Raw genomic sequence first — 14,601 nt, forward strand, 5'->3', positions numbered from 1 at the left:
GCCTATTCTGTAGGTAAACTGGCAGTCTTCCTTCGGCCGACATCATGAGCATGATCGAAATCGATCCCCCCGGCTTTCAGCCGCCCCGCCCGGTCGCCGGCGACGACGGGAACCGGCGCACCGTGCTGTACGGCGGCTACACCGTGTTCAGCGTGTTCCAGCCCGTTTTCTCGGTGTCGCACCGGCGCGCGATCGGCTATCACGCGTCGCTGCGCGCGCACGACGAGGAAAGCCGCCAGGTCGCGTCGCACGAGGTATTCACGCAGGCGGCGCGGCGCGGCGACCTGCTCGAGCTCGGCCGGCTCGCCGAATCGTTGCATCTCGGTAACTTCCACGCGTTCGACAGCCACGACGAATGGCTCTTCCTGAGCCTGCATCCGGCCGCGCTGATGGACACCGTCTACGGCGACGCGCTGCTCGCGAACCTGAAGGCGCTCGGGCTGCCGCCGCACCGCGTGGTGCTCGAGGTGCCCGAGCAGGCCGGCGGCGAGACGCCGCGCTATGCGGCGATCATCGACGGGCTGCGCAAGGCCGGCTTCCTGATCGCGCTCGTCGGGTTCGGCGCGAAGCACTCGAACGTCGATCGCGTGTGGCATCTGCATCCCGACATCGTCACGCTCGACCGCGGCATCCTCGCGCAGGCGAGCGAGCACTCGCATCTCGAACGCGTGCTGCCGGGGCTCGTGTCGCTGCTGCACGAATCCGGCCAGCTCGTGCTGATGGGCGGCCTCTCGACCGAACGCGACGCGCTGATCGCGCTCGAATGCGACGTCGATTTCGTGCAGGGCCAGTACTTCGCGGGGCCGAGCGTCGATCCCGTGCAGCCGCAGGCCGCCGCGGGCTGCATGGATACGCTGTCGGCCGCGCTGCGGCTGCGCGTCGCGCAGCGCGAGCGCACGCAGTCGGAACGGCTCGCGCCGTACGTCGCCGCACTCGAGGAAGCGAGCCGCCGGCTCGGCGCGGGCGAATCGCTCACCGATGCGGCCACCGCCGTGCTCGGGCTGCCCGAGACCGCGCGCTGCTTCCTGCTCGACGCGTCGGGCCGCCAGATCGGCGACAACGTGCTCGCGCGCGGCAGCGTGTCGCAACGCGCGAAGCGCTTCCGGCCGCTGCTGCATTCCGAAGGCGCGAGCTGGGAACGCCGCCCGTATTTCATCGACGCGATGCGCGCGCCGGGCCGCGTGCACCTGACGCCGCCCTACCTGTCGATCAACGAGGCGCACCTGTGCGTGACCGCGTCGATCGCCGCGCCGGCCGCGACCGGCATGCAGGTGCTCTGCGTCGACATCAACTGGGAAGCGGCGCTCAGCCGCGAGTAAGCGCGCCGGCGCGCCGCGTTCACGCGTCGCCGGCCGCCTTGCGCACGATCAGCCGGTGCACGCGCTTGCCGGACGACGCGCTGACGACTTCGTGTTCGTCGATCACCTGCACGCCGGCGCCCAGCGCCGCATGCATCCGCGCCGAGTCGAGCGGCGTATAGAGGCGGCCGCGCTCGTCGCGCAACACGCCGTGTCCGGCCACCCGCCAGCTCAGGTACAACGTGCCGCCCGGCATCAGCAGATCGGCCAGCCGCGCGGCAGCCGCCGCTGCGTCCGCCTGTTCGAGATGCATGACGACCGTTTCGCACAGCACGTTGCGAAACGCGCCGGACGGTACGCCGGCCAGCGCCGGCAGCGCGGTCAGCTCGAAAGTCAGCCCGCGATGGCGACGCCGCGCCTCGTCGAGCAGCGCGGCGCTCGCGTCGTAGCCGCGCACGTCGAAGCCGCGCGACGCGAGCCAGGCCGTGTCGCGCCCCGCCCCACAGCCGACGTCGGCGGTCGGTCCCGGCGTGAAATGCTGTTCGAGCAGCGCGTACATGTCGTCGGGCGCGGCCTGGTCGAGCCAGTCCTGCGCGTATTGCGCGGCATGGGTGTCGTAGGCATCGAGAGTCGGGCGATCCGCCATGGCGAGTGCTCCGCAAGGGCGTCGGATGACGCACTCCGCATCTTAGTCGCTGCGCGCGGCCCGCGCCGACCGGGTTCGCGCGACGCCGGTCTACGGGGCCGGCACGTGGCCCGCACGCGGCGCCTGCGCGGTCAGATCGGCCCACCGCGCATCGCCGCGCCAAGCCCGACGCGCCGTCGCGCGTTCGGCGTCGTGGACGCGCCCGCGCCGAACACGCAGACCGGCCCGGCCGGCCCGTCAGACATGCGAATGCGCACCGCCATGCACGGGACCGGCGCGCCGCTCGACTTCGCGGCGCACGTCGCCGCGCAGTCCCGCGAAGAACGCGACCTCGGCGACGACGAACAACGGCCCGACGATCAGGCCGACCAGATCGTCGACGAATGCCGGCTTGCGGCCTTCGAACCAGTGCCCGACGAACTGCACGATCCAGCCGACGACGAACGCGCCGACGCCGATCGCGAGCCATTGCGCGGTCGGCAGCGGCGCCAGCGACTGCGCGGCCCACAGGCCGAGCGCGAGCAGCACGGTCATCACGATCCCGAACCGCAGGTCGAGACGCAGGTAGAACAGCGCGGACACGACGGCGAGCAGCAGCGCCGGCGACAGCGCGATGCCGGCCAGCATCCCGATCGCCGGCCGCGACAGCAGCACCTCGACCGCGAACACGATCATCGGGATGCCGACCAGATGCGTCGCGATGTTGCGCGCGTCGCGATGGTAGGCCGCATACTGGGAAAGATGGTCTTCGAGGGTCTTCATCGCGTCTCCTGATCGGTTGTTGAGCGCTATGATGCGCGTCACGCCCGAGAACCTCTGTCAGCTACCCGACATCGCGTGCCCATGCCTGCCTCGCTCGCCCCATACCTGCCGCAGCTCGAATCGAACCCGTGGTTCGCCGCGCTGCCGCCCGCGTTGCGCGCGGAGCTGATCGCCCACGCGACGCTGCGCCGGCTGCCGTCCGGCCACGCGCTGTTCCGGCGCGGCGACCCGCCGTGCGGACTGTACGCGGTCCTGGCCGGTTCACTCACGATAGGTGCGGTCGATCCGCAGGGCAAGGAGACGCTGCTGACGGTGGCCGAGCCCGTCACGTGGTTCGGCGAGATCGCGTTGTTCGACGGCCAGCCGCGCACGCACGACGCGATCGCGCTCGACGACGCGCTGCTGCTGCACGTGCCGCAGGCCGGGCTGCTCGCGATCCTCGAGACGACGCCGCAATACTGGCGGCAGTTCGCGCTGCTGATGGCGCAAAAGCTGCGCCTGAGCTTCCTGACCGTCGAATCGATGAGCGTGATGCCGGCCGCGCAGCGGCTCGCCGCGCGGCTGCTGATGATCGCCGAAGGCTACGGCGGCATCAGCGCCGGGCGCACGCACATCCGGCTGTCGCAGGAAACGCTCGCGTCGATGCTGTCGCTGACGCGGCAGACCACCAACCAGTTGCTGAAGGCGCTGCAGGCGGATGGCGTCGTGCGGCTGCACGTCGGCGAGATCGAACTCGTGGACATCGACGCATTGCGCCGCGCGAGCGGGCTCGGCGACGGCCCGTACTGAACGACGCGCAACGACATCTATCGGCCGCGATTGGCCGCGATTGGCGCCATGCGCTGCCCGCGGCCGCCGAGTTGCGCTATCGTGGCAACTCGTTCCGTCCGCCGCGCGCACCGCCTTGAACACGTCGACCGTCCCCGCCTCCGCCCGCCATCCGTGGCCCGTCTTCATCGCATTCCTGCGGCTCGGCCTCACGTCGTTCGGCGGCCCGGTCGCGCATCTCGGCTACTTTCGCGCGGAATTCGTCACGCGGCGCGGCTGGCTCACCGAGCGCACCTATGCCGATCTCGTCGGGCTGTGCCAGTTCCTGCCGGGGCCCGCGAGCAGCCAGGTCGGGATGGCGATCGGTCTCGCGCGTGCCGGCTATGCGGGCATGTTCGCCGCGTGGCTCGGTTTCACGCTGCCGTCGGCGCTGCTGATGATGCTGTTCGCGCTCGGCGTTCACGCAACGGGCGCGCCGATCGAAGCCGGCGCGTTGCACGGGCTGCGCATCGTGTCGGTCGCGGTGATCGCGCAGGCCGTGTGGGGCATGGCGCGCACGCTGTGCCCGGATGCGCGGCGCGTCACGCTGATGGCCGCGGCCGCGTGCGTCGCGCTGCTCGCGCCGGCTGCGTGGATGCAGGTCGCGGTAATCGTCGTGGCCGGCGCGGCCGGTCTCGTGCTGCTGCCGCAACCGGCACGCGATGCACACGAACCGTTGCCGCTGCACGTGTCGCGCCACGCGGGCGTGCTGTGGCTCGCGCTGTTCGCGGCGCTGCTCGTCGCGCTGCCGTCCGCAGCCCGCGCGCTGCGCTCGGATACGCTCGCTGTCGTCGACGCATTCTTCCGCACGGGTGCGCTTGTGTTCGGCGGCGGCCACGTGGTGCTGCCGCTGCTGCAGGCGGCCGTGGTCGCCCCCGGCTGGGTCGGCGATTCGGCGTTTCTCGCCGGGTATGGCGTCGCACAGGCCGTGCCGGGGCCGCTGTTCACGTTCGCGGCCTTCCTCGGTGCGTCGCTGCGCGATGCGCCGAACGGCTGGCTCGGCGGCACGCTCGCACTCGTGTCGATCTTCGCGCCGTCGTTCCTGCTCATCGCCGGCACCGCGCCGTTCTGGGAGCGCCTGCGCCGCAGCGCGCACATGCAGGCCGCGCTCGCCGGCGTGAACGCGGCCGTCGTCGGGCTGCTGCTCGCCGCGCTCTATCATCCGGTCTGGACCGACACGATCGTCGCGCCGCGCGACCTGGCCGCCGCGCTGGTCGCGTTCGTCGCGCTGGTGTTCTGGCGCGTGCCGCCGTGGGCCGTGGTGATCGCGAGCGCGGCGCTCGGCTGGCTGCTCGGCACGGCCGGCTGAGCCAGCGAACGCCGCACGTTCGGGCCGCGCAAAAAACAAAAAGCCCTCGAAACGAGGGCTTTGCTTCGATGCCGCGCGCCGTGGCGGCGCGCAGGCGCCGGACTTACGCGAAGTTCTTCGCGGCGAAGTCCCAGTTCACGATGTTCCAGAACGCTTCGACGAACTTCGGACGCGCGTTGCGGTAGTCGATGTAGTACGCGTGTTCCCACACGTCGATCGTCAGCAGCGCCTTGTCGGCGGTCGTCAGCGGCGTGGCGGCGTTGCTCGTCGACACGATGTCGAGCGAACCGTCGGCCTTCTTCACGAGCCATGCCCAGCCCGAACCGAACGTGCCGACCGCGGCCTTCGTGAACGCTTCCTTGAATGCGTCGTACGAACCCCACTTCGCGTTGATCGCATCGCCCAGCGCGCCCGTCGGTGCGCCGCCGCCGTTCGGCGACAGGCTGTTCCAGAAGAACGTGTGGTTCCAGATTTGCGCGGCGTTGTTGAAGATGCCGCCCGACGACTTCTTCACGATCTCTTCCAGCGGCAGGTTTTCGAATTCCGTGCCCGGGATCAGATTGTTCAGGTTCGTCACATAAGCCTGATGGTGCTTGCCGTAGTGGTACTCGATCGTCTCTTTCGAGATGGTCGGCGCGAGTGCGTCTTCAGCGTACGGGAGCGGCGGGAGCGTATGAGCCATGGCGATTCCTTCGTTGAGTATGTAGGGAGGCTGTGTTGGATGCTGCCGAGCGTCCGATTGTAGGCGAGGACGAATAACCCCGCAAACTCACGGGCCATTTATCCGCGGTATGCGGAAAAGCGCTGCTGGCGCAACGCCGGGCAGGACGAGCCCGACGATGCGCAGCATCCGTTCCCGCCGCGATGCGCGTGTTGCGACGACACGCGTTTCGCTTGGCACCCGTTACGTCAGATCGTATCCGTCAGCCGTGGCTGCACGTCGGCGAGCGACACGTCGGCCGAGCCTTCGGCGAGATGCACGGTCAGGCGCCGCTGCGGCTTCAGCGCGTTCGGTGCGCGCACCGCGCGGCCCGTCTGCGCATCGATCAGCGCCGCATAGCCGCGCTCGAGCGTGCGCTGCGGGCTCAGCACCTCGAGCCGTGCCGCACAGGCCGACACACGCGCGGTGTCGCGTTCGTGACGGCGCTGCACCGCGCTCGCGAGACGTTGCGACAGCCCGGCGAGCGCGTGGCGCGCCTGGGACGGATCGGGCCGCGCGCGCTGCCAGCGCAGTTGCGCGAGCGCGAAACGCGCACGTGCATCGCGCACCGGCCGCGATGCCGCGGACGCGAGCCGCACCGCGAGCTGCTCGACGTGCGTGCGCTGCCGCTGCAGCCGCTCGGCCGGGCTCACGAGCCGCCGCGCAAGCCAGTCGAGCTGCTGCGCGCGCTGTTCGAGCCGGCGCGCCATGCCGCGCGCGAGCGCGCGCTGGCGCTCGTCGACCTCGCGCAGCAGCAGCGCGCGCTGCGGGCTCGCGAGTTCGGCCGCGCCAGTGGGCGTCGGCGCGCGCAGGTCGGCCGCGAAGTCCGCGATCGTGAAATCGGTTTCGTGCCCGACGCCGCTGACGACCGGCAGCTCGCTCGCTGCGATCGCGCGCGCCAGCGCCTCGTCGTTGAACGACCACAGATCCTCGATCGAGCCGCCGCCGCGACACACCAGCAGCACGTCGACCTCGCGCCGCGCGTTCGCGGTCGCAACTGCGGCGACGAGCTTTTCGGCGGAGCCGGCGCCCTGCACGGGGGCCGGATAGACGATCACCGGAATGTGCGGCGCGCGGCGGGCGAGCGTGGTCAGCACGTCGCGCAATGCGGCGGCCTGCAGCGACGTGACGATGCCGATCGCGCGCGGATGGGTCGGCAGCGGCCGCTTGCGCTCGGCGGCGAACAGGCCCTCGCCTTCGAGCTGCGCCTTCAGCCGCAGGAACGCTTCGTACAGGCGCCCCTGCCCGGTGCGCCGCACGGCTTCGACGTTGAGCTGCACCTCGCCGCGCGGCTCGTACATCGTGACGACCGCGCGCACCTCGATGCGGTCGCCTTCGCGCGGCGTGAATTCCGCGTACTGCGCGCGGCCGCGGAACATCACGCAGCGCATCTGCGCCTGCTGGTCCTTGATCGAGAAATACCAGTGGCCGCTCGCGGCGCGCGTGAAATTCGACACTTCGCCGGCAATCCACAGCAGCGGAAACGAACGCTCGAGCATCGTCGAGATCGCACGATTGAGCGCCGAAACGGGAATCACTTCGTCGCCGCCGCGCGTGGCGCCGGGTGCGGAAAAAGGAGAATCGGAAAGCATGGGCGGTCGGATGAATGCTGGCGGCGTCACGATAGTCCGACGCGCGCGCGGCGTCCAGCGCCGCCGCATTCGCCACCGTGCGCGGAAGGTGTCCACACTCTGGCATTCGTCCGCGTAAAACGCCCGGAAACCGCGAAAAAAGCCAGACGATTCTTCGCAACACATTGATTTTTATAATCTTTTAAACCTTTCGAAATGATTCTCATCCGATTCGATGCCCGCCGGGCGGGCGTTTGACACGATCGACCGGCGAGTTTTTCACAGAGTTATCCACAGGCCGTCGCGATCCGGCCCCGCGCGCCGCGGCGGCCGGTCGCGCTTGCCGCGCCGGCGTGCGGCGCGCTAGAGTGCCGCCTTCCACGGACCCCGCGGCATGCGCCGCCCAATGGAGAACCCGCCTTGACGAATCCGTCCCTCGCCGCGGCGCCCGACGCGCCGCGCCCGGCCCGATGAGCGCGCCCGGCGGCCCGCTCGCGCGACTCGAAGCGCGCCTGACGCGCGAATGGCAGCGGCGCGGCGCGCTCGCGTGGGCGCTCACGCCGTTCGCCTGCGTGTTCGGCCTGGGCGCGGCGCTGCGGCGCACCGCTTACGCGCAAGGCTGGAAGCAGCCGGTCGACGTCGGCGTGCCGGTCGTCGTGGTCGGCAACGTGACCGTCGGCGGCACCGGCAAGACGCCGACCGTGATCGCGCTCGTCGACGCGCTGCGCGCGGCCGGCTTCACGCCCGGCGTCGTGTCGCGCGGCTACGGCGCGAACGTGAAGGCGCCGACGGCCGTCACGCCGGCGTCGCGCCCGGGCGCGGCCGGCGACGAACCGCTGCTGATCGCGCGCCGCACCGGCGCGCCCGTGTGGGTGTGCCCCGACCGCGTCGCGGCCGCGCAGGCGCTGCGCGCCGCGCATCCGGACGTCGACGTGATCGTCAGCGACGACGGCCTGCAGCACTACCGCCTCGCGCGCACCGTCGAGCTCGTCGTATTCGACCACCGGCTCGGCGGCAACGGCTTCCTGCTGCCGGCCGGCCCGCTGCGCGAGCCGCTGTCGCGGCATCGCGACGCGACGCTCGTCAACGATCCGTACAGCGGCGCGCTGCCGCCGTGGCCCGACACCTACGCGCTCGCGCTGACGCCGGGCGCCGCATGGCACCTCGACCAGCCCGCGCTGCGCCGCCCGCTGTCGCAATTCGCGAACGAACGCGTGCTCGCCGCGGCCGGCATCGGCGCGCCGGAACGCTTCTTCGCGACGCTGCGCGCGGCCGGCCTCTCGCCGGCGACCCGCGCGCTGCCCGACCATTACGCGTTCGCCGACAATCCGTTCGTCGACGATGCCGTCGATGCGATCCTGATCACCGAGAAGGATGCAGTAAAATTGGGCGCTTCCTGGCGCGACGCCCGACTGTGGGTAGTCCCCGTCGAAGCCGCGCTCGACCCTCGCCTCATTGCCCTCGTTGTGGAGAAACTCCGTGGACGCTCGCCTGCTTGAAATCATTGTGTGCCCTATCTGCAAAGGCCCGCTCCACTACGACCGTGCCGCGCAGGAGCTGATCTGCAACGCGGACAAGCTCGCGTACCCGATCCGCGACGGCATCCCGGTGATGCTCGTCGACGAAGCGCGCCAGACCGTCGAAGGCACGCCGGTCGATCCGGCCGGCCGCTGAACCGCCGCGCCGCTCGCCCGGCGCACCGATTCGACACTGGCGGCCCGGCCCCGGCCGGGTCGCCGCCCTCCGCCGGGCGACCGGCTTCCGGCGTCGCCCGCCCCGTCCTTCCCAGCGCTCCCCGATGACTCAGCCGCAACCCTTCATCGCCGTCATTCCCGCCCGGCTCGCGTCGACGCGGCTCCCGAACAAGCCGCTCGCCGATCTCGGCGGCAAGCCGATGGTCGTGCGTGTCGCCGAACGCGCGCGCGAAGCGGGCGCGCAGCAGGTGCTCGTCGCATCCGATGCGCAGAGCGTGCTCGACGCGGCGCGCGATCACGGCTTCGAAGCGGTGCTCACCCGCGCCGATCATCCGTCCGGCACCGACCGGCTCGCGGAAGTCGCGGCGGCCTTCGGCTGGCGCGACGACACCGTCGTCGTCAACGTGCAAGGCGACGAACCGCTGATCGACCCCGCGCTCGTCCGCGACGTAGCGTCGCACCTGGCCGCCCATCCGGCGTGCGCGATCGCGACCGCGGCCCATCCGATCCACGACGCGGCCGACGTGTTCAACCCGAACGTCGTGAAGGTCGCGCTCGACGCGCAGAGCGTCGCGCTGTACTTCTCGCGCGCGCCGATTCCGTGGAGCCGCGACGCGTACCAGCCGCACTGGCCCGACGTCTCAGCCATGCCAGCACCGGCTTTCCCGGTCTACCGGCACATCGGCCTCTATGCGTATCGCGCGCGTTTCCTGCGCACCTATCCGTCGCTCGCGCAGGCGCCGATCGAACAGGCCGAGCAGCTCGAACAGCTGCGCGCGCTGTGGCACGGCGAGCGCATCGCAGTGCTGATCACCGAGTCCGCGCCCGAAGCCGGCATCGACACGCCGGCCGATCTCGCGCGCGTGCAGGCCCTTTTTCAGCCGGGTTCAAAATAACCCGTGGCATAATCAGGCGATTGTGCGAGCCGTCCGCGACCAGCGCGTCCTCGCTTGACCCCGCCCGTGGCCCTACCGGCAGTCGCGCGTCACTCGAACCGACGCGCCGCATCAGACCGGTCCGCCACGCGCCGTGCAAGCCCCGCGCCCGCCGTCGCCGACGCCTTTGAGTCTCGCCACACGAATCTACATACTTGGAGATATCACCATGCGTTTGATCCTGTTGGGCGCGCCCGGCGCGGGAAAGGGCACCCAGGCAAACTTCATCAAGGAAAAATTCGGGATTCCGCAAATCTCGACCGGCGACATGCTGCGTGCGGCCGTCAAGGCCGGCACGCCGCTCGGCGTCGAGGCGAAGGGCTACATGGATGCCGGCAAGCTCGTGCCGGACGCGCTGATCATCGGTCTCGTCAAGGAACGCCTGAAGGAATCCGACTGCGCGAACGGCTATCTGTTCGACGGCTTCCCGCGCACGATCGCGCAGGCTGACGCGATGAAGGATGCCGGCGTCGCGATCGACTACGTGCTCGAGATCGACGTCCCGTTCTCGGAAATCATCGAGCGCATGAGCGGCCGCCGCACGCACCCGGCATCGGGCCGCACGTACCACGTCAAGTTCAACCCGCCGAAGGTCGAAGGGCACGACGACGTGACGGGCGAACCGCTGATCCAGCGCGACGACGACAAGGAAGAAACTGTCAAAAAGCGTCTCGAAGTATACGAAGCGCAGACCAAGCCGCTGATCACGTACTACGGCGACTGGGCGCAGCGCGGCGAGGAAAACGGTTTGAAGGCGCCGCAGTATCGCAAGATCTCGGGCCTCGGAACCGTCGACGAAATCCGCGAGCGCGCGTTTGACGCACTGAAGTAAGCAGCGCGTCGCGCACCCGCAAGCCGCCCGTTCCGGGCGGCTTTTTTTCGCCTGCCGCGACGTGCACGCGCGTGCGCGTGTCGCCGCCGCAAGCGTCCGAGGCTCGACGGCGAAGTGATTCGCGTGGGCGGCGCGATCCGGATGCAGCCGAAGTAGCAACGGCACGCGTGCAAGAAAAACGCCCGCGATGCGGGCGTTCTTTCCGTGTGCGGGCAAGGGCGTGCCGGCGCGCTCAATCCTCGCCGTCGCGCTGCATCCGCTGCCGCAATTCGCTGACCTGCGACTCGACGACGGTCGCGTCTTCCGCCTCCGGCCGCTCGCCGAGATACTGCTCGAGATCCTCGAGCGCGGGACGCAGGTAATCGAGCCGCGCATACGCGAAGCCGCGGTCGCGCACCTCGTCGAGCTGCTCGGGCAACAGGATCACGAGCCGCTGCTGCACCGCGAGCAGCCGCTGCCAGCGCTCCGTCTGCAGATAGATCGTCTTCAGGTTGCGCAGCATCCGCGCGATGATCTCGCGGCTCGTCGCCGGCTGCAGCAGCGCGCGCAACGCGCTGTCGACGGCGCCGGCCGCGCGCGCGACGTACGGCTCGAGCATCTCGACCATCTCGGCTTCGGACAGCGAATGGCCATTGGTCGGATCGATGATCAGGTCGCCGTCCGGCAGCGTCACGCGCAGCAGGAAATGGCCGGGAAACGACACGCCGCGCGCCGGCACGCCGATCTGCTCGGCGAGCTCCAGGTACAGCACCGACAGCGAGATCGGGATCCCGCGGCGCCGTTTCAGCACGGCGTTCAGGTGGCTGTTATCGGGGTCGTAGTAATCGTTGTGATTGCACGCGAAGCCGAGCTCGCGGAAGAAGAAGTCGTTCAGCGCGGCGACGCGGCCCTTCAGGTCCGTATCGTCGGCGAGCCGCCGGCGCAGCCGCGCCGCCAGCATGTCGAGTTCGGCCAGCGTGCCCTGCAGGTCGAGGTCGGGATACGCGTCCTGCGCCAGCGACAGCGCGGCTTCCGTGACGGGCAGACTGTCGTCGTCCGCCACGAGCGTGCTGAAGTAGTCGAGGACGCGGGTCATTGCGGTCGTCACTTGGCGCGCCTTCTGAAGTAAGCGTATTTGAAGCCCATCACCCACAACATACCGAAATATAGTGCAGCAAACAGCACGAGGCACGCGGCCATCAGCGCAATGCGATCGAGCGGCTGCGCGCGCATGCCGGTCCAGTCGAAATTGATCGCGCACCAGTGCATCAGGCCCGCGAGCACGAGCGCCGCGCCGACGAGCTGCACGAAAAAGCGCAGCCAGCCCGGCGACGGCTGGTAGATGCCGCGCTTGCGCAGCCCGAGGAACAGCAGCAGCGAATTCAGGCACGCGCCGACGCCGATGCTGAGCGTAAGGCCCGCGTGGCCGATCAGCGGCACGAACACGTAGTTCGACAGCTGCGTGACGATCAGCACGCCGACCGCGATCTTCACCGGCGTCTTGATGTCCTGCTTCGCATAGAAGCCCGGCGCGAGGATCTTGATCAGGATGATGCCGACGAGGCCGATCCCGTAGGTGGCCAGCGCGCGCGCGACCATCGTGACGGTATGCGCGTCGAACTTGCCGTAATTGAACAGCGTCGCGGTGAGCGGTGTCGCGAAGAAGAACAGCGCGAGCGCGCTCGGCGCCGCGAGCAGGAACGTGACGCGCAGCCCCCAGTCGAGCAGCGCCGAATACTCGTGCGAGTCGGCGTCGACGTGCGCCTTCGACAGGCTCGGCAGCAGGATCGTGCCGAGCGCAACGCCGAGCAGCGCGGTCGGGAATTCCATCAGGCGGTCGGCGTAATTGATCCACGACACGGCGCCCTGCCCGAGCCGCGATGCGATGTTGGTGTTGATGATCAGCGACAGTTGCGCAACGGACACCGCGAACGTCGCGGGCACCATCTTCGCGAGCACGCGCTTCACGCCCGGATGACGCAGCGCGCGCAGCGGGTTGATGCCGATCAGCGGCACCATGTCGATCTTCTTGAGGCCCGGCAACTGCACGAGAAACTGCAGCACGCCGCCGACGATGACCGCCCATGCAAGCGCGTAGACCGGCACCTTCAGGTGCGGCGCGACGAACACGGCCGCGGCGATGAACGCGACGTTGAGCAGCACCGGCGCGAACGCGGGCAGCGAGAAGCTCTTGTACGTGTTCAGCACGCCCGACGCGAGCGTGGTCAGCGAAATGAACACGATGTACGGGAACATGATCCGCGTCATCGTGACCGCGAGCGGGAACGCCTGGCCGTCGGCGTGCAGGCCGGACGCGACCGCGAACACGACCCACGACGCGCCGGCGATGCCGACAACCGACAGCACGGCCAGCGCCCACGCGAGCACGGTGGACATCGCGTCGACGAGCGCCTTCGTCGCATCGTGCCCCTGCTGGTTCTTGAACTCGGCGAGGATCGGCACGAACGCCTGCGAGAACGCGCCTTCGGCGGACAGGCGGCGCAGCAGGTTCGGGATACGGAAGGCGACGTAGAACGCGTCGGTGTATTGACTGGCGCCGAACGCACGGGCGATCAGCGTCTCGCGGGCCAGTCCGGTCACGCGCGACAGCAGCGTGAAGCCGCTGACCGTCAGCAGGGCTCGGAATAGATTCATGGGGCGCTTATTATACGGACGTTGCGCGACCCGGCCACCGGCCGATGCCGAAAAGCGCGGCCGCCGCCGGCGCTCCAGTTGGCGGACGTTACGTCGAACTTGCCACTCGCTTGATTTTGTTGCTATAATCGCCGGTTTCTGGGCTCGTACATGCACGGCAACTGCCGTTTTCATGTCCCGGCCTCGGTTAAAATCACCGTTTTTTTATGCGCCCCTGGGCAATCGTTCTCAGGGGACGGATCGAAAAGCAGCGCTTGGCCGTCAGGCTCCAAGCTCTGGAAACAGGACAGGATAAGGAACCGTCATGGCTAACTCCGCACAAGCACGCAAGCGCGCCCGCCAGGCCGCGAAGGCAAACTCGCACAACTCGGCGCTGCGCTCGAAATTCCGTACCGCGATCAAGTCGGTTCGCAAGGCTGTTGAAGCCGGCGACCAGGCAAAGGCTGCCGAGCTGTTCAAGGCTGCCGTGAAGACGATCGACACGATCGCCGACAAGAAGATCGTTCACAAGAACAAGGCCGCTCGCAGCAAGAGCCGCCTGGCCGCAGCCGTCAAGGGCCTGCAGGCAGCAGCGTAACTCCGGTGCGCCCGCTCACGCGGGCGTTCCTGTTTCCTGCGATCACGAAAAAGCCCGCCTAGGCGGGCTTTTTCGTTGCCTGCCGCCGGCGCATCGTGCGCGGCGGCAGTGCTTGCCTTGGGGGCGGGTGCGACACGCACCCTCGCCCGTCGGCATCGGTCACTTCTTCGTGTTGTAGTCCGGCAGTTCGCACGCCTCGGTCACGACGAGGTTGTTGTCCTTCGCGAAATTCAGCACGAAATCGAACGCCATCGGCTCGATGTCGCGCAACCGCGAATCGAGGATCACGCATTTGAGGTCGCCGAGCATCGTCGGGCGCACGTACAGCGAATACTTGAGACGCGCGTTCGGCCCGCTCGCCCCCGGCCCGAAGCAGGCCATCACACCGGCCAGACGTTCCGACCAGTCGCTCGGGCGAAACTTTTTCCCGTCTTTCGTGATGCCCTGGATGAAAAATTCGGTCGGAGGGGTTTCAGCCATGTGGTTACCCAAGTGACGGCCCGGCGATGCCCAGGCAACGGCGCCTGGATACGCGAACACAAAGCTGGAGGGTCGGCCGCACGCGCCGATCGATATCCCGAAAACGGAGCGTCGATGCGCGCCGCCGGTGGACTGCACCGGATGTGTGCAGCGCACGGCTTGTGTCCGGCAGAGCGCGAAAAGCCTTGCCTGCCGGGCTGGAGAAAACTTTCGAATTATACCGCAGCGCGCCATCGCGCGTCGTCCCGACACCCCTCTTCCCGCACGGCCGGTCGCGCGCGGCGATCCTGCCCCGCGTCTTTCGACGGCTTTTTCACGGCTCGTCAAAGCACAGAAAATCCTTTATGCTGCTTTGA

Annotated in this window: 15 protein-coding genes; 8 read left to right on the forward strand and 7 right to left on the reverse strand. The window is 68.9% G+C overall.

Annotated elements, in window-relative coordinates; genetic code table 11:
- The first annotated feature begins 44 nt into the window (after positions 1 to 44).
- Entirely contained in the window at positions 45 to 1,319 is a 1,275-nt protein-coding gene (locus tag J8I33_RS06640; RefSeq protein ID WP_050017078.1) for an EAL domain-containing protein, read from the forward strand.
- Positions 1,320 to 1,338: 19 nt separating this feature from the next.
- On the opposite strand, the gene J8I33_RS06645 is transcribed toward J8I33_RS06640, so the two are convergent.
- Together J8I33_RS06645 and J8I33_RS06650 are read right to left on the reverse strand one after the other, a co-directional pair.
- A complete protein-coding gene (locus tag J8I33_RS06645; RefSeq protein ID WP_209926317.1) occupies positions 1,339 to 1,944 on the reverse strand; it encodes a methyltransferase domain-containing protein in 606 nt (201 codons plus the stop codon).
- Between the two features lie 237 nt (positions 1,945 to 2,181).
- The gene (locus tag J8I33_RS06650; RefSeq protein WP_124654411.1) at positions 2,182 to 2,706 is read right to left on the reverse strand and encodes an Mpo1-like protein; all 525 of its coding nucleotides are present in this window, start codon (positions 2,704 to 2,706) and stop codon (positions 2,182 to 2,184) included.
- 81 nt (positions 2,707 to 2,787) lie between these two features.
- Here J8I33_RS06650 and J8I33_RS06655 point away from each other — a divergent pair, with 81 nt between their 5' ends.
- Both J8I33_RS06655 and chrA read left to right on the forward strand, forming a co-directional pair.
- Positions 2,788 to 3,495: a Crp/Fnr family transcriptional regulator gene (locus tag J8I33_RS06655; protein ID WP_209934015.1), complete on the forward strand. Its 708-nt coding sequence runs from the start codon at positions 2,788 to 2,790 to the stop codon at positions 3,493 to 3,495.
- A 115-nt stretch (positions 3,496 to 3,610) separates the two neighbouring features.
- On the forward strand, positions 3,611 to 4,822 hold the full coding sequence (gene chrA, locus J8I33_RS06660; protein ID WP_209934019.1) for a chromate efflux transporter: 1,212 nt from the start codon (positions 3,611 to 3,613) through the stop codon (positions 4,820 to 4,822).
- Between the two features lie 103 nt (positions 4,823 to 4,925).
- On the opposite strand, the gene sodB is transcribed toward chrA, so the two are convergent.
- Together sodB and xseA are read right to left on the reverse strand one after the other, a co-directional pair.
- Positions 4,926 to 5,504, reverse strand: a complete 579-nt coding sequence (sodB, locus tag J8I33_RS06665; RefSeq protein WP_006489396.1) for a superoxide dismutase [Fe] — start codon at positions 5,502 to 5,504, stop codon at positions 4,926 to 4,928.
- A 227-nt stretch (positions 5,505 to 5,731) separates the two neighbouring features.
- Positions 5,732 to 7,114, reverse strand: coding sequence for an exodeoxyribonuclease VII large subunit (xseA, locus tag J8I33_RS06670; protein WP_209934021.1), 1,383 nt, complete (start codon positions 7,112 to 7,114; stop codon positions 5,732 to 5,734).
- Positions 7,115 to 7,563: 449 nt separating this feature from the next.
- Here xseA and lpxK point away from each other — a divergent pair, with 449 nt between their 5' ends.
- The 4 genes from lpxK to adk all read left to right on the forward strand — a co-directional run bounded on the left by lpxK (position 7,564) and on the right by adk (position 10,554).
- On the forward strand, positions 7,564 to 8,592 hold the full coding sequence (gene lpxK / locus J8I33_RS06675) for a tetraacyldisaccharide 4'-kinase (RefSeq protein WP_124557690.1): 1,029 nt from the start codon (positions 7,564 to 7,566) through the stop codon (positions 8,590 to 8,592).
- Positions 8,573 to 8,767 carry a Trm112 family protein gene (locus J8I33_RS06680; protein ID WP_006482216.1) on the forward strand — a complete coding sequence of 65 codons (195 nt, stop codon included), beginning with the start codon at positions 8,573 to 8,575 and terminating at the stop codon, positions 8,765 to 8,767. The genes lpxK and J8I33_RS06680 overlap by 20 nt, the downstream gene beginning before the upstream one ends.
- A gap of 124 nt (positions 8,768 to 8,891) precedes the next feature.
- Entirely contained in the window at positions 8,892 to 9,683 is a 792-nt protein-coding gene (gene kdsB, locus J8I33_RS06685) for a 3-deoxy-manno-octulosonate cytidylyltransferase (RefSeq protein ID WP_050017063.1), read from the forward strand.
- A 208-nt stretch (positions 9,684 to 9,891) separates the two neighbouring features.
- On the forward strand, positions 9,892 to 10,554 hold the full coding sequence (gene adk, locus J8I33_RS06690; RefSeq protein ID WP_050017061.1) for an adenylate kinase: 663 nt from the start codon (positions 9,892 to 9,894) through the stop codon (positions 10,552 to 10,554).
- A 232-nt stretch (positions 10,555 to 10,786) separates the two neighbouring features.
- On the opposite strand, the gene J8I33_RS06695 is transcribed toward adk, so the two are convergent.
- Together J8I33_RS06695 and murJ are read right to left on the reverse strand one after the other, a co-directional pair.
- The gene (locus tag J8I33_RS06695; protein WP_011546044.1) at positions 10,787 to 11,629 is read right to left on the reverse strand and encodes a SirB1 family protein; all 843 of its coding nucleotides are present in this window, start codon (positions 11,627 to 11,629) and stop codon (positions 10,787 to 10,789) included.
- A gap of 8 nt (positions 11,630 to 11,637) precedes the next feature.
- Positions 11,638 to 13,188 (reverse strand): murein biosynthesis integral membrane protein MurJ, encoded by a 1,551-nt coding sequence (gene murJ / locus J8I33_RS06700; RefSeq protein WP_050017059.1) that lies wholly within the window; start codon positions 13,186 to 13,188, stop codon positions 11,638 to 11,640.
- 304 nt (positions 13,189 to 13,492) lie between these two features.
- On the opposite strand from murJ, the gene rpsT reads away from it, so the two are divergent.
- Entirely contained in the window at positions 13,493 to 13,765 is a 273-nt protein-coding gene (gene rpsT / locus J8I33_RS06705; RefSeq protein ID WP_006482211.1) for a 30S ribosomal protein S20, read from the forward strand.
- Between the two features lie 159 nt (positions 13,766 to 13,924).
- Here rpsT and J8I33_RS06710 read toward each other — a convergent pair whose 3' ends face one another.
- The gene (locus J8I33_RS06710; RefSeq protein ID WP_011546046.1) at positions 13,925 to 14,245 is read right to left on the reverse strand and encodes a DUF3579 domain-containing protein; all 321 of its coding nucleotides are present in this window, start codon (positions 14,243 to 14,245) and stop codon (positions 13,925 to 13,927) included.
- Positions 14,246 to 14,601: the final 356 nt, after the last annotated feature.

Source organism: Burkholderia sp. AcTa6-5, from assembly GCF_017815075.1.
Taxonomy (GTDB): Bacteria; Pseudomonadota; Gammaproteobacteria; order Burkholderiales; family Burkholderiaceae; genus Burkholderia; species Burkholderia sola.